Here is a 24722-nt window from a genome sequence, read left to right on the forward strand (position 1 = left end):
TGGGACGACGCCGTCTGAATCAGGCGCCGCCATTAGTCGGCTTTTGCCTATCAGGCAAGCTTCTCCTTGATTTCGGCTGCAACGTTCGACGGCACTTCATCATAATGATTGAAGAACATCGAGTAGTTTGCACGTCCTTGCGTGAACGAGCGGAGCTGATTCACATAGCCGAACATGTTGGCCAAAGGCACCATGGACTCGACAACCTGTGCATTACCGCGGCTGTCAGTGCCCTGAATTTGACCACGACGTGAGTTCATGTCGCCGATCACATCGCCCAGATATTCTTCGGGAGATACAACTTCGACCTTCATAATTGGTTCAAGCAGTTTGATCCCTGCCTTTTGCGCAGCTTCACGCATACCAGCACGACCAGCGATTTCGAATGCCAGCGCCGACGAATCGACGTCATGGTATGCGCCGTCATACAGCGTGATTTCGAAATCGATGATCGGGAAGCCGATAAGCGATCCGGACTCTGCGGTTTCGCGCATGCCCTTTTCAACCGATGGGATATACTCCTTCGGAATGTTTCCGCCCTTGACTTCATCCTTGAAGATGATGCCCGTGCCACGCTCGCCCGGCTTTACCGTGAACTTGATACGGCCAAACTGACCTGAACCACCCGACTGTTTCTTGTGGGTGTAATCAACGTCAACTTCGCGTGCCAGATATTCGCGATACGCAACCTGCGGCGCGCCGACATTGGCTTCAACCTTAAATTCGCGACGCATACGATCGACGATGATGTCGAGGTGAAGCTCGCCCATGCCCTTAATGATCGTTTGGCCCGATTCATGGTCGGTAGACACGCGGAACGACGGATCTTCGGCGGACAGACGATTGAGCGCGATGCCCATCTTTTCTTGGTCAGCCTTGGTCTTTGGTTCAACCGACAGTTCGATAACGGGCTCAGGGAATTCCATACGCTCCAAAATGATCGGGAAACGTTCGGCGCACAAAGTGTCACCGGTTGTTGTTTCCTTCATGCCGGCAAGCGCGATGATGTCGCCTGCAAATGCTTCGTCAACGTCCTTACGTTCGTTGGCGTGCATTTCGAGCATACGCCCGACCTTTTCCTTCTTGTCCTTCACCGAGTTCAGGTAGGTGCCCTTGACGAGCGTACCCGAATAGATGCGGATGAAGGTCAGCGAACCGACGAAAGGATCGTTCATAACCTTGAACGCCAGTGCCGAGAACGGCGCATCGTCAGCTGCTGGGCGGCTGTCTGGCTCAAGGCTGTCCATATGGACACCCTGCACGTCTTCAATGTCGAGCGGCGAAGGCAGATAATCGACAACGGCGTCGAGCAAAGGCTGAACGCCCTTGTTCTTAAACGCCGAGCCACAGCAGACAGGAACGAACGATTGGTTCAGCGTGCCCTTGCGGATCAGCGCCTTCAGCGTGGCCACGTCTGGCTCATTGCCCTCAAGATATGCTTCCATCGCAACATCGTCTTGCTCAACGGCAAGTTCGATTAGGTCGCTGCGATATTTCGCTGCTTCAGCGGCCAAGTCAGCAGGGATATCTTCGTAGAAGAAATCGGCGCCAAGAGATTCATCTTTCCAGATGATCGCGCGATTTTGCACAAGGTCAACAAGACCCTTCAAATCCGCTTCAAGGCCGATTGGAATGTAAAGCACCGCTGGACGTGCACCCAGACGATCAATGATCGATTGCACGCAATATTTGAAGTTTGCGCCGGTTCGGTCGAGCTTGTTGATGAAGCACATGCGTGGAACGCCATATTTGTCGGCCTGACGCCATACGGTTTCGGACTGAGGCTCAACGCCTGCAACGCCGTCGAAACATGCTACTGCGCCATCGAGAACGCGCAGCGAACGCTCAACTTCAATCGTGAAGTCAACGTGGCCTGGCGTATCAATGATGTTGATGCGGTGGTCATTCCAGAAGCAGGTGGTAGCAGCCGACGTGATCGTGATGCCACGCTCTTGCTCTTGCTCCATCCAATCCATGGTGGCGGCGCCATCATGCACTTCGCCGATTTTGTACGACTTGCCAGTGTAGAAAAGGATACGCTCGGTGGTGGTAGTTTTACCGGCGTCGATATGCGCCATTATACCGATGTTGCGATACATATTGAGTGGATGGCTGCGTGCCATATTCGTTACTCCAGTGCGGGGCTGCGGTTCGCGCTGCCCTATAGGGAAAGGGGCTGGTTTATGCCAGCCCCCGATTTAACTCCCTCTCCCGCAGGCGGCAGAGGATACAAAGACTTGGCAGCTTGCTGCCTAGTCGGCGTTGGTGAGGGCCCCTGCCCCCTCCGCTGCGACTAACCGCCTTCGGCGTAAAGTCTCGCTGCCTCTCCCGCCTGCGGGAGAGGATTATACTTACCAGCGATAGTGTGCGAACGCCCGGTTGGCTTCTGCCATACGGTGCGTATCTTCACGTTTTTTGACAGCGTTTCCGCGGTTCGATGCGGCATCCATCAGCTCACCCGACAAACGGGCGGCCATGGTGGTTTCGCTGCGGTTACGGGCAGCGCCGATCAACCAACGAATCGCAAGTGCCTGCGCGCGCTCTGGACGCACTTCGCAAGGAACCTGATAAGTCGCACCACCCACACGGCGGCTGCGCACTTCGATACCTGGCTTCACGTTATCCAACGCTTCATGGAAGGTCTGGATAGGATCTTTCTTGGCGCGGGCTTCAACTGTTTCCAAAGCACCATAGACGATACGCTCTGCTGCTGACTTTTTACCGTCCAGCATCAGGTTGTTCATAAACTTCGAAAGCACGATATCACCGAATTTTGGATCGGGAAGGATGATGCGCTTTTCGGGACGACGACGACGTGACATAATTTATTTCCTTTATCTCGCTCGGCACTGCCTTTCCCTTTTCGGTCCCCCTGAACTTGTTTCAGGGTCCATCGGGAAGATTGGCGTGCCGTCAAATGGCCAAATAACCTCGTTTCGGGAGGCTTGAGATGCTGAACAAAATCGCCTGAAGCGATTTTTTCAGGATGCCCCGTCCCCCGGACGGGTCACTTCGGACGCTTTGCACCATATTTGGAACGCGATTGCTTGCGGTCCTTTACACCCTGTGTATCGAGTACGCCGCGAAGCACGTGGTAACGCACACCGGGAAGGTCGCGTACACGGCCGCCACGGATAAGCACAACGCTATGCTCTTGAAGGTTGTGGCCCTCACCTGGGATATAGGAAATAACTTCGCGCTGGTTTGTCAGGCGAATCTTCGCAACCTTACGCAAAGCCGAGTTCGGCTTTTTCGGGGTCGTTGTGTAAACGCGGGTGCAAACGCCGCGCTTCTGTGGATTTTGGTCCATCGCAGGGACCTTGGACTTGACCTTCTGCGGGGTCCGGCCCTTGCGAACCAGCTGGTTAATCGTTGGCATATCTTCACCTTTGTTAAGCGGTTACTTTAGGTGGCAAGGCGTTTTTTGCGGTGGAGGCTCAGCCTTTGATCCACCCGACCTGACACATAATGTGCTGCTATTTTGAGTAGTTCCCATGGGCCAAAGAGAATCATCGCTTCGGCTCCGAGAATGCGCGCCATTAGCGCCCGCTGGCTATCGGGTCAAGTAGTGCCGACCCGCTCCGTCAGCACGTCATTTTCGATCCTAATCCGCCACCACAAAAGCGCAGCGTTTAATATGGAGCATGTAAATGCCATGGCCGGTGCGCCGAGAAGAAGCGGCAGGACCGCAATCTCCACAACGACCAAGGCATAATTGGGGTGCTTGATGAAACGATATGGGCCGCGCCGCACGCGCGGGAAATGTGGCGCGCTGATGATCCGCGTGGTCCACCATCGGCCAATACTCGCCAACGTCCAGAAGCGGAAGGTTTGGCTTGCGATAAATGCGTTGAGCAAAAGCAGGTTAGGTGCCGGTTCGGGCTTTGCGAACAATAGGATGGCGATTAGCCAACCGCTGTGGAGCACGATAAACAAAGGATAATGCTTCGCACCATGCTCACGACCACCTTCAGCCAGCAAGCGGCGGGTGTTCGCGCTGGCATAAGCCAGTTCAGCCAGCCGCTGCAAGATGACATAAGCAAAGACAATGAGCGCCCAAACGGGCCAATCGAACACTGTCATGACTGATTCCCTTTGGTCATGGCTTGAGAAGTCCCATCGCGCCAACAAATCCCGGTCCAAGTGCCGTTAACAATGTTGGTTTCTCAATTGGTCCGGCAGCAAGCAATGCCTCCAACACAAACAAAACCGTCGGCGAACTCATATTGCCATGATCGCGCAAGACTTTGCGTGTCGCGGCCAAATCATGCCCTAGATAATCGGCCAGACGCATCGACCACCCGACCACCGCCCGGGTGACAGGCGGGCTCGGCCATGTCCGCTTTGGTCAGGCCATGTTTTGCGATAAAATCGTCGCAGACGGGCGCAAAATGGCTGTTTACGAAAACGGGTATGTCGCGCGCTAGCACAAGATCAAAACCTGTATCGCCAATCTCCCAGCCCATCATATCGAGCGTGTCGGGCCAGACATGGCTCGCAAATGCACCCAATTGCGGCCCTGACCCAGCGCCGATGACCGCAGCGGCACAGCCATCGGCAAACAACGCAAGTGCAACCATATCTTTTTTATCCATGCGCGCATGGTCGTAGGCAAGGCTACACAGTTCAAGGCTGACCAGCAGGACCGGTCTGTCCGGGCACGCACGATACAGATCAGCCGCAACGCCAAGGCCAATGACCCCGCCAGCACAACCATAGCCAAATAAGGGCATGCAGCGTGTATTGGGCGCGAAACCCATTTTCGATATCATGCGGCTTGGCAGGCTGGGCGTCATCGTTCCGGTGGTCGATACGAAAACAATCTGCCCTATGTCAGAGGCCTGCAAATGCGCGCGCGCCAAAGCCTGCATGGCCGCTGCTTCAAAAATCTGCGCGGCGACAGTTTCATAGACGCCTGCGCGCTTTGCCCAGCTTCTGGAGTCAAAATAATATTCGGGCGGCATGGCTATATGGCGCTGCGAGATACCCGTGTTGCCCAATATTTCGGCCATGCGCGGAGGCAGGGCCTGCCCTTTGGCCTCAGCCAGAATCGAAAGGACGTCAGCTTGCGTGATGCGGTGCGACGGCACGGCGGTACCAAGCGAAATGAGTTGGGGAAGAATCTGGTGCATGAACGGTAACAGCTACGCCCGTTCAAAAGTTTCCGCTAGACAGACTTTACGCTAGCCCATGGCCCCGTGATCGCCAGCGTCATCGTCGGCTCCATCATGTTGACAAACATTGTCGAGCCATCGGGCGAAAAACAGCCACCCGCAAATTCTGTCTGCACGCGGCTTCGGGCGATCATGTAAGTCTGCCCCTTAGCAGTGACCCCGCGCAAATGATTGTTTGAGATGTCGGTATATTGGTCCTCACACACTAACAAATGGCCGGTTGGCATCACAGCGATATTGTCGCCATAATTGTAAAAGGCGGGATTGGCCGATTCCATAAACAAGTCGATAATGCCCGGCGCTTCGCCCTCCCGCAGCGACCCTTCGTCTGCCGATGGAACATAGCGAAAAATCTGACCATATTTCGCCATGCCGCCATTGGTGCAGGCAAAGAACAATTCGCCATTTCCCCAAAAAATCCCTTCGCCACGCGCAAACAGCGCCGCACCTTTCGCAGCACCTTGATTACGTAAGTCATCCTGGGGGCTTTCGGGATCTGATAGCGGGACCCACTTCACCTGATACTGGCGACCTTTGCTGACCTGAACGTCATTCCAGTTACGCGTATCGCTAATTTCGGCCTGAACAAAGGCCAAGGCCTGCAGACGTCCGCCTTTTGCAAGTTGTCCCTTTTGATTGGGGATGAAGCGGTAGAGTAAACTGTCGCCACGGTCTTCGGTCAGGTAAACAATACCCGTGCGCGGATCAACGCACGCGGCCTCATGGTTGAAACGCCCCATGTCCTTTAAAGGTACGGGCGCAACAAGGCCTTTCTGCGTAGCGGGAACTTCAAAAACATAGCCATGGTCTTTGCCGACACCGCTTCCAGCGCGCGTGACATTTTCCTCGCAGCTCAGCCAGCTTCCCCATGGCGTAATCCCGCCAGAGCAATTGCGGATCGTGCCGGAAAGGCTCAAAAACTCACTCTCGCGTTGGCCGGTCTTCATATCATATATCAAAGTCGTCGTGCCACCGGGCAAGGGCATCGATTTGTCATCCGCCATCCTGTCATAAGCCGGAAAATCCTTTGCCACATTCCCGGTAAAGGGCCCGAAATCATGATCCTTAATGGCAAGTTCATGATTGCGGATGAGGGCGACCTTACCCTTCCCCAAATCGATAGCGCCCATGCCGTCGGCGGAGTTTGGCACCAAAAAGCCATCATCCATGATGTTCCCGAGCCGGGAAATGACACGATAATCAAAGCCTTTGGGCAGGTCGATCAGGTTATTTGGGTCGCGCACCAAGGGGCCATAGCCATATACTTCATTGGCTCCAGCGGCGGGGGCCTGCGCAATCGCACGCGCGGCAAGCCCCGCAAACGCGATGCTGCCAAGACCAAATCCGAACTGCCGCCTGCTTAACGAAATATGGCTGCTTTGCATGACCCGCTCCTATTAACTTAGCCTTTAACTACACCGGAAAGATGACAATGTCGTTGCAGCTTGATAGAGCAAGGGCAAATCAAACCAAAGGCATTTTTCTCATGAAAGTACGTACCCGCGTCGCACCATCCCCCACCGGCGACCCGCATGTAGGCACTGCGTATATTGCGCTCATCAACTATTGCTTTGCCAAGAAGCACGGCGGCGAGTTTCTGTTGCGTATCGAGGATACCGATCAGGCACGGTCCACGCCGCAATCGGAAAAGATGATATTAGAATCGCTGCGCTGGTTGGGCCTTAGCTGGGATGAGGGTCCCGATGTTGGCGGCCCGCATGGTCCCTACCGCCAGTCCGAACGCAGCGCGATTTACACCGCGCATTGCGACCAGTTGTTGGCCGACGGCCATGCCTTCAAATGCTATTGTACGCCAGAAAAGCTCGCGGCCTCACGCGCCGCGCAAATGGCGGCGAAACAGCCGCCCAAATATGATGGCACCTGTTTAGCCCTCAGCTCTGACGATATCGCAAAGCGCGATAGCGACGGCGTTTCGCACGTCGTCCGCATGAAAATTCCAACGACGGGCACGTGCATTGTTCAAGATACGTTGCGCGGCGAAATCGAATTCGAATATGCGGTCGTTGACATGCAGGTGCTGATGAAATCGGACGGCCTGCCGACTTACCATCTCGCCAATGTTGTCGACGATCACCTCATGGGTATCACCCACGTCATGCGCGGTGAGGAGTGGATTTCATCGGCGCCAAAGCATTTGTTGCTCTACCAATATTTCGGTTGGGAACCGCCCGTACTCACGCATTTGCCGTTGCTCCGCAATGCCGACAAATCGAAGCTGTCGAAGCGTAAAAACCCGACCAGCATCTTATATTATCAACGCGCAGGATATTTGCCGCAGGCGATGCAGAACTTCCTTGGCCTGTTCATAAAATCGGCCAGCGAAGAAGATGAAAAAACCTCACTGCAGAAACTGATCGACGAATTTGACGTCCACAATATCTCGCTTGGCGGGCCGGTGTTCGACACGTCCAAGCTGGATTGGCTCAATGGCCGTTATTTGCGCGAGGAACTCAGCGTTTCGGAATTTCTGGATGCGGTAAAGGCATGGGCGCTGAATGACAGTTACCTTACGCCCATCGCGGAAATGGCGCAGGCGCGGATCACCAAAATGTCGGACCTTGGCGGGCTGACCGCGATGTTCTTCATGAACCGGATTGACGGCATGAGCGCAGAGCGACTGCGCGATGGTGTGAAGCTGGAACAGGATATGCAACGCGCGGCCTACACCCTTGGCTTGCAACAGTTCGACGGCCTGATCAACTGGAACCGGGAAGGCGTTGAAGCCACGTTGCGGCGAACGGCTGAGGTCTTGGACGCAAAGTTGAAGGACGTTATCCGGCCTTTTTACATCGCCATCACCGGCAGCGCGCAGGGCGTGCCCTTGTTCGACGCGATCACGCATTTGGGCCGCGACATCATGCGCGAGCGGTTGCGCCATGCGATGGAATTGCTTGGCCCTGCCACATCAAAAGAAATGAAGGCCTGGACCGATTTGCTGACCGCGCCGCCAAAGACCGAATGACCGCATTATCCTTACCCCAGGATTGGCAGACGTCGCTGCAGTCGGCGCTTACCACAGGCGAAACGTTGGCGCTCCAAGGCTTTCTCGACGCCGAGATCGCCGCAGGCAAGACGATTTTCCCGCCCCAGGGCGCATGGTTTCGCGCGCTTGAGCTGACGCCGCTGGACAAAGTGCGCGTCGTCATTTTGGGGCAAGACCCATATCATGGTCCGGGGCAAGCGCATGGCCTGTGTTTCAGCGTGCCGCCGGGTGTGCGTCCGCCGCCAAGTCTTTCAAATATTTATAAAGAGTTAGAAAGCGACGTGGGCCTCCCGCGCCCGCCTCATGGCTTTTTGGAGCATTGGGCGCGGCAAGGCGTGTTGCTGCTCAACAGCGTCCTCACGGTCGAAATGGCCAAGGCCGCGTCGCACAGCAAAAAAGGGTGGGAGCCATTTACAGATGCGATTATTGCGCAAGTGAACGACAAGGCAGAGCCAGTCGTTTTCATGCTGTGGGGCGCTTATGCCCACAAAAAGGCGGCGAATGTGGATAAAAGCCGTCACCTGCTGCTCAAGGCCGCGCATCCATCGCCCTTGTCAGCGCATAACGGCTTTTTGGGCTGCAAACATTTCTCGCAATGCAACGCCTTTTTGGTTAGCAACGGACTCCCGCCGATTGATTGGATACTGCCCAATGTCGTTCCATGAGCAGCCCCACCGTCGTTTCAACCCATTGAAAGATGAATGGATTTTAGTATCTCCGCATCGCGCCAAAAGGCCGTGGCAGGGGCAGCAGGATATGCCCGACAATAAAGTCCGACCGATGCATGATCCGGATTGTTATTTATGCGCGGGCAATGAACGCGCTGGCGGATTGCGCAATCCTGACTACAAAAATGTCTTCGTTTTCGACAATGACTTTGCCGCATTGATGCCCGGCGCAGGGTGCAGAGTAGAAAAAGACAAACCCCTGTTTCGTGCGGCTCTCGCCAACGGCACCTGTAGAGTCATTTGCTTTTCGCCGGACCATGGCAAAACCCTGCCCGAAATGTCCGTGGGCGACATCCGCAATGTGGTCGACGCTTGGGCCGCGCAAGAAGCGGAACTTTCCGCCGTCCATGCTTATGTCCAAATTTTCGAAAATAAGGGCGCGATGATGGGCTGCTCCAGCCCGCATCCGCATGGGCAAATCTGGGCGACCGATTATATACCTGCCGAGCCCGCCCGTGAAGATGCAACGCAAGCGGCCTGGTTTGAACAACATCAATCGGCGATGCTGCTAACCTATGCCGAACAAGAGGCCAAAGACGGCGCACGAACGGTGGCACATAATGACCACTGGATCGCGGTCGTGCCCTATTGGGCAAGCTGGCCTTATGAAATCCTGCTGCTGCCGCGCTTTGCCGTTCAGCGGTTGAATGCCCTCGCGTCAGAGCAACGTGATGATCTGGCGCAGATCATGAAGGCCGTGACAACGGCCTATGACAATCTGTTCCAGACCAGCTTCCCGTATTCGATGGGCTGGCACGGCGCGCCAAGCGCAACGCCCGACGCCCCGCATTGGCAGTTGCATGCGCATTTCTATCCGCCCTTGCTGCGCTCGGCCAGTGTGCGCAAGTTCATGGTCGGCTATGAAATGCTGGCCGAGGCACAACGCGACCTTACGCCGGAGACTGCCGCCGAACATTTGCGCGCCACGGCCAAAATCCATTACCGGAGCCAGCCATGAACGCGCAGGACCAAGCGCTGTTTGATCGCGTGACCACCACCTTTGCGGTGCAGTTTGGCCACGCCCCTGACCTTGTCGTCCGCGCGCCGGGGCGGGTGAACCTGATCGGTGAACATACCGACTATAATGACGGCTTTGTCCTGCCCTGCGCGATTGGCCCGGCGACGATGGTGGCGATCAGCAAGCGCGATGATGACAAGGTCGACGTGGTCGCTGCTGACTTCGACAATGCGCGCGACATGTTCGCGCTGACACCACCCCCAGAACGCAATTTAAGCCAGCCCTGGGCTGATTATGTGCGTGGGATGATCTTTGCCCTCCAAAATGCAGGACACGCCCTCAGCGGGGCTAAAATCGCCATTGCGGGCAATCTGCCCAAAGGGGCCGGTCTGTCGTCATCGGCCTCGCTTGCGGTAGCGGTGGGCAAGGCCAACTTGGCGCTGAACGGAACCGACATCGACAACAGCCGCCTCGCGCAAATAGCGCAAAAAGCGGAATGCGATTTTGTCGGCACCCAATGCGGCATCATGGACCAATTGATTTCGGCGCAGGGCAAGGCTGGCCATGCGTTGTTAATCGATTGCCGCAGCTTGCAAATGACCGACGCGCGCATATCCGACGATGTCGCGATCATGATCGTCCATTCGGGCGTCACGCGCGGCTTGGTTGACGGGCATTACAACGCACGGCGGCGTCAATGTGAGGCGGCGGCCGCAGCCATGGGGGTAACAGCGTTGCGCGACGCCAACCTCGATATGCTCGCCGCAGCACGTCTCGACGCGGTCACAACCGCACGCGCACGCCATGTCATTACCGAAAACCAGCGGACATTGGCCGCAGCCGACGCGCTGGCCAAAAGCGACCTAGCCGCGCTTGGTATGTTGATGGCGCAAAGCCATGCATCGATGCGCGATGACTTCGAAATCACTGTTCCGGCTATGGATGATTTGGTAGCGCTCTTGCAAAATGCGATCGGTCATCAAGGGGGCGCACGGATGACAGGTGGAGGGTTTGGAGGCGCGGCTGTGGCGATCATGCCGATTGCCCACGTGGCGGATGTGCAAGCCGCGATTCAGGCGCAATACGTAACGCCCGATGGCCATGCGCCGATGATCATGGTTGAACGTCCCGGCCCCGGTGTTGCCATTTTATGATATATGATTGGATGAAGCAGGCCCTGCGCGAGCCGTTGGTGCATTTCCTTGGCGCAGGATCGGCCTTGTTTCTGCTCATGGGGCAGTTTGGCGGGGAGGACAGCCTTGACCGCAGCATCACGATCAATGAAGCGGAAGTCGCGCGGATCGCCTCGCAATGGGAACAGACATGGCGCAGCCCGCCAACGCCGCAAATACTCGAAAGCCTGATCCGCGATTATATCAAGGAAGAAATCTATTTCCGTGAGGGCATGCGCCTTGGCCTTGACGTCGATGACCCCGTCATCCGCCGCCGTCTGCGCGCCAAAATGGAATTTCTGGCAAATGCCGAAATCCAGAATATGGAGCCGACGGACGCCGCGCTTCAAAGCTTTTATGCGGCGCACAAAATCCGTTATGCCGAAAAACCGGCCTTCAGTTTTGAGCAGCAGTTTTTAGGCGAGGATGAAGACAGCGCCAAAGCATCGATCTTTGCCCTGAACGCCGGAAAGCAAGTGCAGGCGGAGCCGCTGAGCGTATCTGCCAGCATGGAAAAAGCCGCCTCAGACAATATCGCGCGTGAATTTGGCGATGGCTTTGCCGACAGCCTGCGCAATTTGCCGCAAGAGCGTTGGAGCGGGCCAGTCCAGTCCGGTTTCGGCTGGCATGCCGTCCGCGTGCGCGGCGTTGTTGCGGCGGGAACACCACCTTTACCGGACATTCGCCAGCGCGTGTCCAACGACTGGCGTGCCGAAACGCAGGCCTCACGCGAAGCTGCTGCCTATCAGGCATTGCTTGACGGATATGACATTCGCATCGCCAAGCCGTGATCGTCCGCTTTTTCCTTTTACTATTGCTCGCGACTGGCTTCACGTCGGTTGCCCTGGCTGATGACTTGCAACCGGGCTATCTGGAAATCCGTGAGCGTGAAGCCGTTACCCACCAATATAGCATTACTTGGAAAGCGCCCATCCGGCCCGGCTTTGCCGCGCGCGTCGTGCCGATATTCCCGCGCGATTGCGCAGCGACCGAACCCGTGCGCAGCGGGGATACCGCTGCTTTGCTGGCGCGCTGGGACATTGATTGCGGCGCAACATTGGCCGGCCGCTTTGTCCGCTTAAGCGGTATGGAGAACACACCCGCCGACGCCTTGCTGCGCTATCAATCCGCGAATGGCATTACGCAAGCCGCCCGGCTAACGCCCGCCAACCCCATTGCTGTAATCCTGCAAAAGGCCGACCGATGGCAGGTTGCGCGCACCTATTTTGTAACAGGTGTCGAACATATATTGATGGGATATGACCATTTATTGTTCGTGCTGTGCCTTGTGCTTTTGCTCAATGGTGCATGGCGCGTGGCGGCAACGGTAACGGCCTTCACGATAGCCCATTCGCTGACCTTAGTGGCAACGACACTTGAACTTATCAGCGTCCCCGGCCCGCCAGTTGAGGCCGCCATTGCGTTGTCGATTGTTTTCCTTGCCGTCGAAATAGTGAAGCGCAAACCCGGTGAGCTGCGCTTGTCAGAGCGTTTCCCATGGGTCGTCGCTTTTCTATTTGGCTTGTTCCATGGCTTTGGCTTTGCAGGGGCATTGGCCGAAATCGGGTTGCCGCAGGGCGAAGTGCCCATGGCGTTGCTGACCTTCAATCTGGGCGTTGAGGCGGGGCAGCTTGTCATCGTCGCCGTGGCGATGTTGGTCTTATGGGCGCTCCGCCGCGTGCACGCGCTCTATGCTGCCCGCGTGCAGATGATAAGCGCTTATGCCATTGGCAGCATCGCCTTCATGTGGTTGCTGCAACGCGTCCTGCCAGCTTGAGCGGCAGAAAATACATAGGGTTAGGACCACAACGGAATCTTCAAACCACAGTGTTTTTACCATATTCTGTGCCTGATAGATATTTGGCACTGCGGAAAATTGTCAACGCGCTTGCGACCCCTCAAAGGCGCAGGGAATTACAATATGCCTTTGCCGCCGAGAAGAGCAAAAATCGAAACATCGATCGACAATCGAAAGCGGCAACGTCACAAACTTTTTCTCGAAGTTGCAGACGGGGAACACGACACTGCGTCAGATGCAGTTTTGGTCCACGACATCTTGGATACAGGCTTGCTTATCGAAACCAAATCCGAATTAGGCGTCGGCGAAATCATAGAGGTCAACCTTCCCAATGTCGGCATGATGATGGAAGCGGAAATCATGTGGGCCGGTGGGCAAATCTATGGCTGCAAATTCACGCGAGAATGCACGCAAGCAACCATCAGCGCGGAGCTACTCGGCGCGCGTTTTACGCTGACCAATTCTGTGGAAGTGGATGCCGTCACCGACACGGCAAAAGGCGTCATAACGGGCCATGATGCATCAACCGAGGGCCTATCCTATGCCAGAAAATTGTGGATCAGCGCCGGGTTGGCGCTTTCGTTAGGGATCATCGCCGCCGCTGCGGTTTTTTGTTGGGTTTTCGAACCGGGATCAATGGCCGTTATGGATGTCGGGGTCAAAAGATGCTTTTGCTTATGGGAGATAGGCCCGCCGCCTCTCTTGAAGCACGATTGGTCCATATTGGTAAAAAATAAGATCAATCGGCACGGTGTAAGAAATGCTTATGTCGACATAGCTGACACCGTTACTGGTCCCCCTGGTTACCGCTGGCGTTGAAACCGTGCCATTTGTTATGCCGTATAAGCTGCTGGAAACAATCGTCCGGATTTGCGCATCGGTCATCGGTGTTGCGCCGATATAGACCGTTGTCGCGCGTGCGCCCGTGTCAATGGCGTGCCGAAGCCCGGCATTGGCCAGCAAGATAAGCCCGAATTGCGCCATTCCATAAAACAACAACACAACAAGCGGCACCGCCAACGCAAATTCGGTTGCAGATGCGCCGGAGTCATTGTTGCGATATTTGGACAACAGCATCACTGAATCCTTACAGAAGCATTGCCCTCAACCCGAACAAAGCCATCGGCGTCCGTGGTGAGAAAATTGCCATAATTCACAGCGGGCGAAAATTTGCCGCGAATGCGTACTTTGACAAATCGGGCGATCTGAGAGCCAGCCGTTGTGCAGGTTGCCGTAAACGCGCTTTGGACGGCATTGTTGCACTCAAGCCAATAGGTCACGGTCACGTCGGACACGGCAACATTTGCGGCCGCAGCAGCCTCTGCACGACTTGCGGTATAGTCCGTCTTCACGCGTGAAAAAGCGGTGATCTGCCCCACGGCTCTGGCGGCCGCAGCCTCTACCCGCAGCTTTTCGGCGAATCCCATCGCAGAATCGATCGCACCCAATAAAAGCAGCAAGCCAACCGGAAAAATCAGCGCCAGCTCAATTGTGCTTGTCCCGCGGCTATCGTGCCGGGCGGCTTTCAAAACTCTGCTGATATGCGCCATCAAATCACCCGACCAGCCTTACCTGCGTGCCCTCAAAGGTATCCGCAGCCGTCCCGACGGGACAGTCGTTGGTAATCGTGGTGTTGCCTGTCATGACCACTTTACGCGATACGATCTGCAGGCAATCGGTCGCAAATGTCGAGTTTCCGTTCAATGTCACGGTTTGTGAGGGCATGTAAATTGCGCCTAGAAACGACCCCGATGCCCCACCGTTGAACACGTCATTATAGGATGCAGGCGCGCTGGGATCTTTGAAAAAGAGGACGCCCTTATATTTGCCGCTTGCCGGAGCCGCCATTTCAATATCCGCGCCGCCGTTCATTTTAACCTGTCCAATGTCTGTCCCGGTTCCGGTCAAAATGATTGTGACGCCAATGGCGGTGATTTCGGATTGGGCATTGGTTTCAAAATCCCCACTTTTGATATAATAGGTACCCGGATTCATGGTCAGCTTGCCGCGCACGTTGATACCAGTGAAACAGCCGGGGTTGATCGTTATATTTTGTTTGTTGCCGACGGTCAGCGAATTGCCGCTACACACGGCGGGTGCCTCTGCCGTTGGATCTCCAAGCGCAGCAAACGGGTTTCGTTGCGGGATGGAATAAGGGACAAGCTGCGTCCCATTGGCGTAATTCGCACTGGCGGGCACATTCCCCACCGCAGCAACCGGCGACGCCCGCACATAAGTCGAACCTTCTGCGGTTACGGCGCTACTGCCTGTGGAATTACTCGCGACACCGCAACCCAAATCGACGGTCGAGTTGCCCGAAAATGTCACGCCATTTGCGTTCGTATACTCAAGTGAAATGACGCAATAGTCGCCATTATTCAGGACCGCAGCAATTGCCTCCACTGTAATCAATGGCGGATCTGACAAAAACAAACTCGAAAAGGGAAGCGCTTTACTATAGGTCAAAACAACCTTGACCGCGCGTGGGTCACCGGCAAATTTTCCTGCTGTCGGTGCGTTCTCAACTGTAACACCAACCCCGGTAAATGCATCGAGCGTTTTGGCCAGATCATTATTGGCATTATCGCTTACGCTCTTGGCCTGTGCCTTGGCATAAGCGCCGTTCAACGCAGCCGAATCGGCACTTCGCTGCAATTGCTGCTTCATTAAAGTCCATTGGATGGTGTCGGTTCCAAGGCCTGCGAGACCGACAAGCAACGGCATGGAAAGACCCATAAGGATCAATACATTACCCCGTTCATTGGTGCGTAGATTGCGCATGAAGCCGTCTAACTTACGCATGTTCATGTCCCATGATGTCGAAAAATCCCTGCATTTACGCCGGTCTTTATCGCGTAATTTAATTAACAACTGCTGTGAGAATTCGGTAAGCAAAAGCTTAAGGGCGCATTGCGTAAAGCGAAGCGACTGACGGGCAGCATAAGGGCGGACATGGTGATTTTGCAGCAGGGACATTTGCAGCAGGGACAGGGGTTAATCGGCATCGCGTTGATCCTGACGCTCGCATGGGCATGCTCCGAAGACCGCGCCGCACGGCCGTCTTGGCGCTGGATTTTTGGCGCGCTTGTTGTGCAAATTGCGCTCGCGCTGGCGGTGACACGGGTGCCGTTTATCTGGACGCTGGTCGGCTATGCCAACAATGCGGTAGCGGCAGTGGAAAAGGCGACATTGGTCGGGTCAAGTTACATGTTCGGCTATACCGGCGGCGCGCCAATCCCGTTTGTGCTCAAGCCCGGCGTGGAACAGCCCATCATCGTCGCATTTCAGATATTGCCGCTCATCATCGTCTTTTCGGCGCTCTCGGCCTTGTTATGGCATTGGGGCATCTTGCGCGCTGCGGTCCGTGGCCTGTCCTGGGCGTTGCGCAAGACCTTGGGCGTCAGCGGCGTCGTTGGGCTGGGCGGCGGCGCGACAATGTTTCTGGGCGTTGTCGAATCCCCGCTTGTCCTGCGGGCGTGGTTTGAACGGATGAGCCGGGCCGAATTGTTCATGATCATGGTGTTGATCATGGCCACCATCTCCGGCGCTATCCTTGTCCTATATGCCACCACCTTGTCCAAGACCGTACCGAACGCCGTTGGCCATATGATTGTCGCCTCGCTCATTTCCTTACCCGCCGCCGTCCTCATCGCGCGGCTGCTGGTCCCTGGCGATAGCAGCATGAGCGCAGAAGATGCCGACGCTGACCTGAAATATGAAAGCAGCATGGACGCAGTCATCAAAGGCACGATGGAGGGCATCCAATTGGTGCTGGCCGTCATCGCCATCATCATCGTCGTATTTGCTTTGGTCAATTTGACCGACCAGTTGCTGGCCTTGCTGCCCCAAGTGGATGCACAGCCGCTCACCCTCAAACGCATTTTTGGCTGGCTGTTCGCGCCGTTGATGTGGAGCATTGGCATCCCGTGGGACCAAGCCCCAGCGGCAGGGGCATTGATGGGCACCAAGACCATCCTCAACGAATATGTCGCCTATCTTGATCTCGCCGCCCTGCCCGCCGACAGTTTTGACGCGCGCAGCAAGCTGATCATCACTTATGCCTTATGCGGGGTTGCAAACCTTGCCAGCGTCGGCCTGTTGGTATCGACCATCGCCACGCTCGCCCCGACACGGCGCGCAGAGGTCTCCGCTTTGGGCATGAAAAGCTGGGTCGCCGGCAATATGGCCTCTGCGATGACAGGCGCAGTCATTGGGCTTGTCACCTTGGCCTGATGCGCTTCATCCGATCATGGCGCTTGGTTGGCGGTCGTGCATATAATCTTAATCGGATTGCAATTTGCTGTCGGGCGTCTTTGCCTTTAAGGCGTTATCCAAGGTCATCGCTGGCGTATGCCGCTTTACCATCACACCCAATGGATAAAACAAGAATATGTCTTCATACAAAGAGCCGTCGTTTCAAGAGCGTGCAGCCTTAGCCAATAAGGCGAAGCTGGACGCCGTTAATAAGCTGCGCGCAAAACCAAAGCTCGACGAAGCAACACTTGCCGCACGACGCGCCGCCGCCGAAGCGCGCGAACAAGCGCAAGCACAAGCCCGCGCCGAAAAGCTGGCGGCCCGCGAACTGGAAAAGGCCGCGAAGCTGGAACGTGCGCAAATGTCGGTAGAGCCCGACGTGCCGACAAAAACCGACGAAGAACGCAAGCTGGAACGCGATGCCAAATATGCAGCGAGAAAAGGCCGCAAAGGCAAGAAATAGCGGGCGCTATAAAATCACGCGGCTTGCTGCTTGATCGTCTCCATCAATATTTTCATTTTGTCGATTGTGTAGAGCATGCTCTGCATTTTGCTTTTGTCGCCCAGAAGATTGCTAACGCGTGCGTCGATCTTGCTCACTACCTTGGCGGAGACATTATCCTTGGCTTTGTCGCGCATGGCCTCAAGCTGTCCAAGATAACCGAAGGGCGCTGTGAACGAAACGGTCCCTAGGCCAACCGTTTTGTCATCACCGCTATAATGGAAAACCGCGCAGGCTTTAAGGTTGATCGTATCCCCGTCGATACTGTCAACACCAAGATAGAGCGTCGCCGTCACATGTCCGCCATAGATGATTTTGATGGGAATAATTTTTCCGCAGGACCCGGTGTCGGAGCCCTTCATTTCCCGGAGACGTTTGACGACGTTGAGCGGTTGGCGGCCATCATCGGACCATTGCAGCCAGGACGCATATACAAAGCGCTCTTCAAGCTTGCTTTTATCGAGCCCTTTGGAGGAAAGCCCAGAGGCAGCGGACTGCATGTTCGATTTACAATAATCCAGCTCTGTCGTTATCGTTGTTGTCTGGTCGCCATCGGGCGATCCACAAATGTTCGATATGAAGGGAAAAAACTGCAACTGCATTCCCATTTGTATGGTTCGATCATACCCGTCATAGCTGGGCGTGGCACGCGCATAGCGTTGAAATAACGTTATCCCATTGTCTTTGATGTCATTGAACTTTTCAATCCGTTGCTGCAGCTTTGCTGCTCTGTTGACCAAAAGGCAGAATTTATCGCGGACCCGCTCATATTTGGCCTCTTGGTCAGACGTGAGCGCAACCCCTTTTGCTTTGAGCGTGTTATACGCAACCTGCGTGGCGCACAGATTGCTTGCATAGCCGATTTTCTGCGCGGCGGTCGTGTCTGTATAGGTGATCGGGTTTGGCATTGAGTCCACGTTTTTGTAGACATCGCCGCCGCTGCTAAATGACATATTGTAGACGGTATCATCGGCGCCTTTGGGATCTTTCACCGCAAAATAGCTTTGATAAGACGCACTCATGCTGTCGACATCGGGTTCATAATCCGCATAGGCGCTCGCGTTCGCGTCAATATCCTGCGCAGATAATGCTCCGGACGTTCCCATCAGCAATGCAACAGAGGCTGCCTTGCATATTGTATATATTTTCATCAAAAAAATCCTCTAAAACGGCTGTTCGCAAGATTGTCATTCGGTGTCGCAATTGACTGATTATGGCGTTGCATGATGCCGGTTTTGCCGCGGCGCCGATGCTAAATTCATCCCAATTTCGCAGGTAATAATAGGTTGATAACCGGCGCGGGTGCTTCTGACGGGCGTCGTCCATATTGCGTAGGCGAAAGCAAAGCTGCCCCAAAAAGCATTTGGCTCCATTCGGCGGGGCTGCGCGTTGAAAAGCCTTGACCATTGGGTGGCCGAACCGTGAGCACGACCAGAACTTCGCGACGATCAACCGACATGCCGCGACGCGAAAGCCCCGGAAAAGCGATCGGCGTTACCGAACGGTTGTTGGTGCTGCGCCGATTCAGGGAATCCCCCGATCCGACCACTATCGCCTTACCATAAGGTAGCTTCACGGACACTTCGACAAGGGTTTTGTCGGTCTCAAGTATACTTGCCCCCCGCCCGACATTCACGGCAGACTGTCCGGTAATATTCGACATTTCCAAAACCACGTCTAGATCTACGTCAGTTGGACCAATCCGCTGCGGCGTTACTTCCAACGTCACACCGACATTGCGTTCAATCGGCTGGCTCCTGTCCGAGAGGGGAACGATCAAGACCGATGCACCTTCGGAGAATTTGGATTTGCGGCCTTCGCGGGCGAGGACGACTGGACTTGCCTCAAGCGTGACGCGTGAACTGCTGCTCGACGCGAGGTTGAGCGAATAATTGATTGCAGGGGCAGTGACCGTGAGGTTCCCCGTCTGCGTGCTCGCATCAGCCCCTGCCAGATCATAATTGTAATTGAGCAAAGTTCCGCCGAACTGGACAGAAAGCCCATCAAGCAGATTAAGGCCCCTATTTCCCGTTGATGTGCGGTTTTCACGGATCAGATACGCTTCGATCACCACGCCTTCACCTGCGCCAACCACGGCATCGGGTGCTGTGCTGATTGATGATGGGGCAGTGGCCGGTAATTCGGAGCGGCTAGCGGACGAAGCTTGTGATGATACAGGGCGCCAGCTTGTTCCCGCAAACGCCGCATCCAGAAATCCGAGCCCTGCGGTATCTAAGTCCGACGCGCGGTCCGCTTGGGCCAAGGCCACACGCGCGAATTCTGGCTCGCCTGCGCGATATGCCAGCAGCGCCAAGGGAACAGCCATCGGGCCTGGCTTGCCGCGCCGCTCTACAGCTTGGGCCATAAGATCCATGGCCTCTCGGATATTGCCAAGTTGGTAGGATGTCACAGATGCCCCCGCGAGCGGTTCCCACAAATCTGGCGCCAATCTCGCGGCTGTCTGAAAACCGCTCAACGCCATTTCCAGATCACCCCGCGTCACAGACGGCCCGCTCAGGAAACCCATAGCAACTTCGTAATGGGCGGCAGCCGAAAGCGGATTGTGGCGCACGGAAGCAAAGCCGTCCGCTTCGACCGGCCGACCGATCCCCGTCATCGCACCTTTCATCTGCACCGGGGCGCAGCCTGCGGTTAGCACAGCCATTAATATCACGAGGCGCAAAGGCCTTAGAGCGTTTCGCGTTGCCATCATTTCCTCGCAGAACCAATCTCAGTGCTCAATTCAGAATGTTGCCATGACAGTCGTTCGGCAGCAGGGGAGCTCTGATGCGCATGTGTCTCGCACAACGGCGCGACGTAAGGCAAATGCACAATAGTAAAATATGGTTCACATTTACCTGGATGCATGTTGGATGAGATTTGATAACGCGCCGCGTGTCTGAAAACATGGCACACCGTTTACCAGCGCTTCAACCGCTGGTGTCGTCGCGGCATTTGGGAGAGTCTTTTCAAGGTGTTGAACCAAGACGCCGACTTTGAATACATCCTCGTTGACAGCACACTCATGCGTGCCCACCAGCACAGTGCCGGTGCCCCAAAAAAAAGCGATCAATCCGAAGACCGGTTTGAACCTCACGCGCTGCGACGGCCAAAAGGCGGCCTGAGCACCAAGGTTCATGCCGCCACCGATGCGCTTGGCAATCCCGTCCGCTTCATGCTGCCCAATCTCGTCGCCGCACTTAAATGTTGCCGATGAATGTAAATACCACTTAGGGTCCCGACCGGGCGAATAGATGCACTTTATTGATGCACTGCCGAGCTTGTTGCTCCGATTGGGGAATGCACAGAAAATCCCAAAGGGTATACTAAAAATGAATAAATCAGCACAAATGACTAATTGTGTTGCGTCGCATGCCATTACAGTATACCAAAATAGGGAAAGTTCAGATTCGACAATGCTGAAAAGGAATTCTGTCGAGTGTCGTCCGTCGTCGCCCTGTTTCAAGCTCGGCAAAACGTTCTTTCAACGGGAGATACTATGATGAAGAAAATGGTTGGGGGTAGCAGAAAAGTCGCTCCGGCGAATTCCGAGCTGCCAAAAACCGTCGATGTCGCCTATCGGACGCTCAGGGAGTGGATCCTCCAAGGGCATTTGGTAGCTGGACAAAGTCTTCCTGAGGCTGAGTTGGCCCTGCAAATTGGTGTGAGCCGAACTCCGGTTCGAGAAGCTATCGGTCGATTAAGCGCCGAAGGCCTTGTCGTCATGGAGCGTTATCGCAAACATGTCGTCGCCAAGTTTGACGAGGATGGCCGCGTCGAAATCATGGAACTGAAGGCGTTGATCGAAGGCCGGGCCGCAGCTCGGGCAGCAACCCGATTGGATGATTCCGAGATTTTATATTTGAGGGATTTATCCAACCGCATGGAGCGTGCGGTGCGCGAACAAGGCGATGCTGCCCATTCCCTCTTCGACGAATTGAATCGCGAGTTTCACGCTCTTATTTGGCGCGCGGCTGACAGTCCGAGAGGTGAACGGATTCTTGAAACTGCGCTAAGCTCGCCATTCAATGTTCTGGGTCGGCTCGATGCGTCACTTTCCCAGTCGATGGAGCGGGCCTGCTGGTATCACCACGAAATCGTCAGTGCCTTTGAATCACGCGATCCTGAGCGGGCGCGGATGCAGATGATAGCTCACGAACTTTCCCTGATAACCACTCACTTCCCGGGGCGCTCATGACCGAACGAAAACTGGAGGGCCGATCGGCAATTTTGACTGGCGGAGCAAAGGGTATAGGAGTGCATTATGCCCATGCCCTTGCAGAAGCGGGCGCGAAGGTTGCGATACTGGACATTGAGGACGGGCAGGCATTGGCCGAGCAACTGTGCGCATCCCAAGGCCGTGATGTGGCCCGGGCATTTCAGTTGGATGTCAGCGACGAAGATCAGGTTAAGGCAACTGTCGGTTCAGTGGTTTCATGGGCAGGCGACGTTGACATACTGGTCAATAATGCCGCCATTTTCGCGACGCTAGGCGATGTCAAGGTGACCGATATGGACGTGGCGTTGTGGGACAAGGTTATGGCGGTCAACGTGCGCGGCCCTTTTCTGATGGTCAAGCATGTTGCGCCTCTCATGATTGCCAAGGGACGCGGGAAGATCGTCAACATCTCTTCGGGCAGCGCCTATAAGGGGCTTCCCTTCATGTCGCACTATGTGACTTCCAAGGGAGCAATGCTGGGCTTTACGAGGGCCTTGGCACGGGAGTTAGGGGCGCACAATCTGAACATCAACACTCTTGCACCTGGCCTGATCCTGTCGGATTCGATCAGCGAAAACCAGGAGCATCTTGATACGAACCGCGATCGAGTCGTCGCTAGCAGAGCACTTAAGCGCGATGGCTATCCGAACGACCTTCTTGGCGGATTGATCTTCTTATGTTCGGCCGACAGTGATTTTATGACCGGGCAGACTATGCTGATCGATGGCGGGTCGGTGAATATCTGATGTTGGGATTGGAAGGCAAGGTTGCCCTTGTAACAGGAGGCGCCGCGGGAATTGGCCGGGCGATTGCAGACAATTTCTCTGCAAAGGGCGCAACTGTAGTAACCGCTGATCTGTCGGAAGACGCAGATGTCCGTTGTGATGTGGCAAGTGAAGCCCAAGTCGATGCAATGGTCTCTTCGGTTATCGGGAGGCATGGCCGCCTCGATATTGCGGTCAATAATGCCGGCATATTGGGACCATTCGGAAAACTACTAGAACATGTCGAAGAAGCCGAATGGGATCGCGCACTTGGGGTAAATCTCAAAGGTGTTTTCCTGTGCATGAAGCACGAGCTAACGGCAATGTCCGGGCAAGGCGGCGCCATCGTGAACATCGCTTCGGTAGCTGGCTTTTTGGCAGCACCCAAGAATCCAGCTTATTCTGCCGCGAAACATGGCGTGCTGGGACTAACCAAGGGCGCAGCGGTGCAATATGCCGCTCGGGGCATACGCATCAACGCAATCTGTCCTGGGCTGGTCGATACAGGAATGGCGGCAACGATAGCTGCAGACGATTCTATGCCCGATTTCCCGAAACCTTTTGTTCCAATGGGTCGCATGGCAGCCCCGTCGGAAATTGCAGAAGTGGCCGCTTGGCTGGTGTCGGACCATGCCTCCTATCTGACGGGAGAAGCGATTGGTGTAGATGGCGGGTGGCGTATTGTGTGAGGAAATGATGAAGTACGAAGTTGCGCAAAATTACATAGATGGGCACTGGCAGAGCAGTTCCGAAACGCTGGAAACGATTAATCCATCGAACGGCGACGTTGCGAGCGTTTATGCTGCTGGCAGCATCGACGTCGCGAATGCCGCTGTATCTGCCGCGCGCCGTGCATTCGAGGTTGGCGGTTGGGCCAACAATCCTCGCAGGCGTGCCTCGGTCCTACTCGCTATGGCGGACGCGATTGAGAAGATCAGAGAGCCATTAGTGGCAACGGCCGTTGCGGAATGTGGAAAGAGGACGGCGGAGTTACAAGGCGAGGTCAATGCTGCCGTCTCTGAATTGCGCTATTATGCCGGTGTTGCCCGCACTATCTTTGGCCGCGTCCAAGAGGTCGGCGAGGGTCAGCTTTCGATATTCAGTCGCGAGCCGATTGGTGTCGCAGCAATTATCGTTCCCTGGAATGCGCCGATTACCTTGCTCATTCGCAGCCTGGGTCCAGCGCTAGCGGCGGGATGCTCAGTCGTCATAAAGCCAGCGCCTCAGACCTCCGCGACCAATGCTTTGATGATCAAGGCGCTGACATCAGTCTCCGACTTGCCGCGCGGCATCGTCAATTCTGTCAATGAGCGGGGCAGTGAAGTCGGACAAGCATTCGTCGCTCATCGGCAGGTCGATGCGATTAGCTTTACGGGTTCCAGGCACACTGCGGGACGGATATTTGAGGCCTCTGCGGCGACATTGAAGCGCCTCAATTTGGAACTGGGCGGAAAAGCGCCGGCTTTAGTGTTCGCCGATGCCGATCTCGAACGAGCACTTCCGGAAATCGTCCGTGGAGCAACGGCAGCGGCTGGCCAGATGTGTACTGCCGTAACGCGGGTACTGGTTGAAGCCTCGGCATATAACGAAGTCGCCGATCGGTTGGCCGAACGCTTTCGGGCATTAAAAGTCCGTCCAGCTGATGACCCTCAAGCTGAAATGGGGCCGGTCATCGATATGACCAACCGGGATCGCTTGATTGCGATTGTTGAAGGCGCGTCAAATGTGCTTGTGCACGGCTCTCCCCCGATCGGAACTCCCGCGCGAGGGTGCTACTTGAGTCCGAGCCTGATCGCTGTGGATGACATCGCCGATCCCCTCGCGCGTGACGAGCTGTTTGGCCCGATCGTAACGATCGAGAGATTCATGAGCGAAGAAGAGGCAGCACATAGCGCGAATGCGACAGATTATGGTCTTGCAGCCAGCGTTTGGACTCGCGACGGTGCGCGGGCCCAACGGATTGCCAGATCAATAAAGGCGGGCACGGTGTGGATCAATTCTCACAATCGTCTCTTCGCTGAAGCAGAAACCGGTGGGTATAAGCAAAGTGGCATCGGCCGACTTCATGGGATGATGGGCCTCGATGTCTTCATGGAGACCAAGCATGTCTTTACAGAAGTGGGCTTCATTCCCGCAACGGCGTGCTGAC

The 24722-nt window shown here is 55.4% G+C and carries 26 protein-coding genes; 12 read left to right on the forward strand and 14 right to left on the reverse strand.

The window, feature by feature from the left end:
* Positions 1-50: 50 nt before the first annotated feature.
* The 7 genes from fusA to HEQ18_RS07355 form a co-directional block, all read right to left on the reverse strand.
* Entirely contained in the window at positions 51-2123 is a 2073-nt protein-coding gene (fusA, locus tag HEQ18_RS07325) for an elongation factor G (RefSeq protein ID WP_397604870.1), read from the reverse strand.
* A 228-nt stretch (positions 2124-2351) separates the two neighbouring features.
* Complete coding sequence (rpsG, locus tag HEQ18_RS07330) at positions 2352-2822, reverse strand: 30S ribosomal protein S7 (protein WP_125229576.1); 471 nt, start codon at positions 2820-2822, stop codon at positions 2352-2354.
* A 185-nt stretch (positions 2823-3007) separates the two neighbouring features.
* Complete coding sequence (gene rpsL / locus HEQ18_RS07335; protein WP_295442718.1) at positions 3008-3379, reverse strand: 30S ribosomal protein S12; 372 nt, start codon at positions 3377-3379, stop codon at positions 3008-3010.
* Between the two features lie 182 nt (positions 3380-3561).
* Positions 3562-4083, reverse strand: a complete 522-nt coding sequence (locus HEQ18_RS07340; protein WP_432814208.1) for an isoprenylcysteine carboxyl methyltransferase family protein — start codon at positions 4081-4083, stop codon at positions 3562-3564.
* Between the two features lie 16 nt (positions 4084-4099).
* Entirely contained in the window at positions 4100-4294 is a 195-nt protein-coding gene (locus HEQ18_RS07345; RefSeq protein WP_432814209.1) for a hypothetical protein, read from the reverse strand.
* Positions 4266-5132 (reverse strand): type III polyketide synthase, encoded by an 867-nt coding sequence (locus tag HEQ18_RS07350; RefSeq protein ID WP_432814210.1) that lies wholly within the window; start codon positions 5130-5132, stop codon positions 4266-4268. The genes HEQ18_RS07345 and HEQ18_RS07350 overlap by 29 nt, the downstream gene beginning before the upstream one ends.
* A gap of 35 nt (positions 5133-5167) precedes the next feature.
* The gene (locus HEQ18_RS07355; RefSeq protein WP_432814211.1) at positions 5168-6559 is read right to left on the reverse strand and encodes an alkaline phosphatase PhoX; all 1392 of its coding nucleotides are present in this window, start codon (positions 6557-6559) and stop codon (positions 5168-5170) included.
* A gap of 101 nt (positions 6560-6660) precedes the next feature.
* On the opposite strand from HEQ18_RS07355, the gene gltX reads away from it, so the two are divergent.
* From gltX to HEQ18_RS07385, 6 genes are read left to right on the forward strand one after another with little or no spacing between them, the layout of a single operon-like run.
* Complete coding sequence (gltX, locus tag HEQ18_RS07360; RefSeq protein ID WP_432814212.1) at positions 6661-8157, forward strand: glutamate--tRNA ligase; 1497 nt, start codon at positions 6661-6663, stop codon at positions 8155-8157.
* Complete coding sequence (ung, locus tag HEQ18_RS07365; RefSeq protein WP_397604866.1) at positions 8154-8843, forward strand: uracil-DNA glycosylase; 690 nt, start codon at positions 8154-8156, stop codon at positions 8841-8843. Before gltX ends, ung begins: the two co-directional genes overlap by 4 nt.
* Positions 8830-9864 (forward strand): UDP-glucose--hexose-1-phosphate uridylyltransferase, encoded by a 1035-nt coding sequence (locus HEQ18_RS07370; RefSeq protein ID WP_432814213.1) that lies wholly within the window; start codon positions 8830-8832, stop codon positions 9862-9864. Before ung ends, HEQ18_RS07370 begins: the two co-directional genes overlap by 14 nt.
* Positions 9861-11018 (forward strand): galactokinase, encoded by a 1158-nt coding sequence (gene galK, locus HEQ18_RS07375; protein WP_432814214.1) that lies wholly within the window; start codon positions 9861-9863, stop codon positions 11016-11018. The genes HEQ18_RS07370 and galK overlap by 4 nt, the downstream gene beginning before the upstream one ends.
* A gap of 11 nt (positions 11019-11029) precedes the next feature.
* The gene (locus HEQ18_RS07380; RefSeq protein ID WP_432814215.1) at positions 11030-11827 is read left to right on the forward strand and encodes a peptidyl-prolyl cis-trans isomerase; all 798 of its coding nucleotides are present in this window, start codon (positions 11030-11032) and stop codon (positions 11825-11827) included.
* Positions 11824-12813: a HupE/UreJ family protein gene (locus HEQ18_RS07385; protein WP_432814216.1), complete on the forward strand. Its 990-nt coding sequence runs from the start codon at positions 11824-11826 to the stop codon at positions 12811-12813. The genes HEQ18_RS07380 and HEQ18_RS07385 overlap by 4 nt, the downstream gene beginning before the upstream one ends.
* A gap of 560 nt (positions 12814-13373) precedes the next feature.
* Here HEQ18_RS07385 and HEQ18_RS07390 read toward each other — a convergent pair.
* Genes HEQ18_RS07390 through HEQ18_RS07405 form a run of 4 tightly spaced genes read right to left on the reverse strand, consistent with a single transcriptional unit; the run spans position 13374 to position 15636 of the window.
* Positions 13374-13496: a hypothetical protein gene (locus HEQ18_RS07390; RefSeq protein ID WP_432814217.1), complete on the reverse strand. Its 123-nt coding sequence runs from the start codon at positions 13494-13496 to the stop codon at positions 13374-13376.
* Positions 13497-13509: 13 nt separating this feature from the next.
* Positions 13510-13911 carry a TadE/TadG family type IV pilus assembly protein gene (locus tag HEQ18_RS07395; protein WP_432814218.1) on the reverse strand — a complete coding sequence of 134 codons (402 nt, stop codon included), beginning with the start codon at positions 13909-13911 and terminating at the stop codon, positions 13510-13512.
* Complete coding sequence (locus HEQ18_RS07400) at positions 13911-14384, reverse strand: TadE/TadG family type IV pilus assembly protein (protein ID WP_432814219.1); 474 nt, start codon at positions 14382-14384, stop codon at positions 13911-13913. Before HEQ18_RS07400 ends, HEQ18_RS07395 begins: the two co-directional genes overlap by 1 nt.
* A gap of 4 nt (positions 14385-14388) precedes the next feature.
* On the reverse strand, positions 14389-15636 hold the full coding sequence (locus tag HEQ18_RS07405; RefSeq protein WP_432814220.1) for a pilus assembly protein TadG-related protein: 1248 nt from the start codon (positions 15634-15636) through the stop codon (positions 14389-14391).
* A gap of 108 nt (positions 15637-15744) precedes the next feature.
* Here HEQ18_RS07405 and HEQ18_RS07410 point away from each other — a divergent pair, with 108 nt between their 5' ends.
* Entirely contained in the window at positions 15745-17067 is a 1323-nt protein-coding gene (locus HEQ18_RS07410) for a NupC/NupG family nucleoside CNT transporter (protein WP_432814221.1), read from the forward strand.
* Positions 17068-17224: 157 nt separating this feature from the next.
* Positions 17225-17551, forward strand: a complete 327-nt coding sequence (locus HEQ18_RS07415; protein WP_432814222.1) for a DUF6481 family protein — start codon at positions 17225-17227, stop codon at positions 17549-17551.
* 14 nt (positions 17552-17565) lie between these two features.
* Here HEQ18_RS07415 and HEQ18_RS07420 read toward each other — a convergent pair whose 3' ends face one another.
* The 3 genes from HEQ18_RS07420 to HEQ18_RS07430 all read right to left on the reverse strand — a co-directional run bounded on the left by HEQ18_RS07420 (position 17566) and on the right by HEQ18_RS07430 (position 21056).
* Positions 17566-18741 (reverse strand): hypothetical protein, encoded by a 1176-nt coding sequence (locus HEQ18_RS07420; protein WP_432814223.1) that lies wholly within the window; start codon positions 18739-18741, stop codon positions 17566-17568.
* A gap of 107 nt (positions 18742-18848) precedes the next feature.
* On the reverse strand, positions 18849-20207 hold the full coding sequence (locus tag HEQ18_RS07425; protein WP_432814224.1) for a hypothetical protein: 1359 nt from the start codon (positions 20205-20207) through the stop codon (positions 18849-18851).
* Between the two features lie 237 nt (positions 20208-20444).
* Entirely contained in the window at positions 20445-21056 is a 612-nt protein-coding gene (locus HEQ18_RS07430) for a hypothetical protein (RefSeq protein WP_432814225.1), read from the reverse strand.
* Between the two features lie 33 nt (positions 21057-21089).
* Between HEQ18_RS07430 and HEQ18_RS07435 the strand changes: the two genes are divergently transcribed.
* From HEQ18_RS07435 to HEQ18_RS07450, 4 genes are read left to right on the forward strand one after another with little or no spacing between them, the layout of a single operon-like run.
* A complete protein-coding gene (locus HEQ18_RS07435; RefSeq protein ID WP_397606088.1) occupies positions 21090-21788 on the forward strand; it encodes a GntR family transcriptional regulator in 699 nt (232 codons plus the stop codon).
* The gene (locus tag HEQ18_RS07440) at positions 21785-22555 is read left to right on the forward strand and encodes an SDR family NAD(P)-dependent oxidoreductase (protein ID WP_432814226.1); all 771 of its coding nucleotides are present in this window, start codon (positions 21785-21787) and stop codon (positions 22553-22555) included. Before HEQ18_RS07435 ends, HEQ18_RS07440 begins: the two co-directional genes overlap by 4 nt.
* Positions 22555-23262, forward strand: a complete 708-nt coding sequence (locus HEQ18_RS07445; RefSeq protein ID WP_397606086.1) for an SDR family NAD(P)-dependent oxidoreductase — start codon at positions 22555-22557, stop codon at positions 23260-23262. Before HEQ18_RS07440 ends, HEQ18_RS07445 begins: the two co-directional genes overlap by 1 nt.
* A complete protein-coding gene (locus HEQ18_RS07450) occupies positions 23240-24721 on the forward strand; it encodes an aldehyde dehydrogenase family protein (RefSeq protein ID WP_432814227.1) in 1482 nt (493 codons plus the stop codon). The genes HEQ18_RS07445 and HEQ18_RS07450 overlap by 23 nt, the downstream gene beginning before the upstream one ends.
* Position 24722 lies beyond the last annotated feature (1 nt).

It is taken from the genome of Sphingorhabdus sp. (assembly GCF_050921905.1).
Classification (GTDB): Bacteria; Pseudomonadota; Alphaproteobacteria; order Sphingomonadales; family Sphingomonadaceae; genus Sphingorhabdus_B.

Bases quoted from the DNA above. Each gene is read 5' to 3' on its own strand.
- ung (WP_397604866.1), top strand. From the start codon at position 8,154: ATGACCGCATTATCCTTACCCCAGGATTGGCAGACGTCGCTGCAGTCG.
- HEQ18_RS07395 (WP_432814218.1), bottom strand. From the start codon at position 13,911: ATGCTGTTGTCCAAATATCGCAACAATGACTCCGGCGCATCTGCAACC.
- HEQ18_RS07340 (WP_432814208.1), bottom strand. From the start codon at position 4,083: ATGACAGTGTTCGATTGGCCCGTTTGGGCGCTCATTGTCTTTGCTTAT.
- fusA (WP_397604870.1), bottom strand. From the start codon at position 2,123: ATGGCACGCAGCCATCCACTCAATATGTATCGCAACATCGGTATAATG.
- HEQ18_RS07405 (WP_432814220.1), bottom strand. From the start codon at position 15,636: ATGCGTAAGTTAGACGGCTTCATGCGCAATCTACGCACCAATGAACGG.
- rpsL (WP_295442718.1), bottom strand. From the start codon at position 3,379: ATGCCAACGATTAACCAGCTGGTTCGCAAGGGCCGGACCCCGCAGAAG.
- rpsG (WP_125229576.1), bottom strand. From the start codon at position 2,822: ATGTCACGTCGTCGTCGTCCCGAAAAGCGCATCATCCTTCCCGATCCA.
- HEQ18_RS07440 (WP_432814226.1), top strand. From the start codon at position 21,785: ATGACCGAACGAAAACTGGAGGGCCGATCGGCAATTTTGACTGGCGGA.
- HEQ18_RS07345 (WP_432814209.1), bottom strand. From the start codon at position 4,294: ATGCGTCTGGCCGATTATCTAGGGCATGATTTGGCCGCGACACGCAAA.
- HEQ18_RS07450 (WP_432814227.1), top strand. From the start codon at position 23,240: ATGGCGGGTGGCGTATTGTGTGAGGAAATGATGAAGTACGAAGTTGCG.
- HEQ18_RS07435 (WP_397606088.1), top strand. From the start codon at position 21,090: ATGATGAAGAAAATGGTTGGGGGTAGCAGAAAAGTCGCTCCGGCGAAT.
- HEQ18_RS07355 (WP_432814211.1), bottom strand. From the start codon at position 6,559: ATGCAAAGCAGCCATATTTCGTTAAGCAGGCGGCAGTTCGGATTTGGT.
- HEQ18_RS07425 (WP_432814224.1), bottom strand. From the start codon at position 20,207: ATGACGGGGATCGGTCGGCCGGTCGAAGCGGACGGCTTTGCTTCCGTG.
- HEQ18_RS07415 (WP_432814222.1), top strand. From the start codon at position 17,225: ATGTCTTCATACAAAGAGCCGTCGTTTCAAGAGCGTGCAGCCTTAGCC.
- HEQ18_RS07370 (WP_432814213.1), top strand. From the start codon at position 8,830: ATGTCGTTCCATGAGCAGCCCCACCGTCGTTTCAACCCATTGAAAGAT.
- HEQ18_RS07400 (WP_432814219.1), bottom strand. From the start codon at position 14,384: ATGGCGCATATCAGCAGAGTTTTGAAAGCCGCCCGGCACGATAGCCGC.
- HEQ18_RS07445 (WP_397606086.1), top strand. From the start codon at position 22,555: ATGTTGGGATTGGAAGGCAAGGTTGCCCTTGTAACAGGAGGCGCCGCG.
- HEQ18_RS07350 (WP_432814210.1), bottom strand. From the start codon at position 5,132: ATGCACCAGATTCTTCCCCAACTCATTTCGCTTGGTACCGCCGTGCCG.
- gltX (WP_432814212.1), top strand. From the start codon at position 6,661: ATGAAAGTACGTACCCGCGTCGCACCATCCCCCACCGGCGACCCGCAT.
- HEQ18_RS07420 (WP_432814223.1), bottom strand. From the start codon at position 18,741: ATGAAAATATATACAATATGCAAGGCAGCCTCTGTTGCATTGCTGATG.
- HEQ18_RS07380 (WP_432814215.1), top strand. From the start codon at position 11,030: ATGAAGCAGGCCCTGCGCGAGCCGTTGGTGCATTTCCTTGGCGCAGGA.
- galK (WP_432814214.1), top strand. From the start codon at position 9,861: ATGAACGCGCAGGACCAAGCGCTGTTTGATCGCGTGACCACCACCTTT.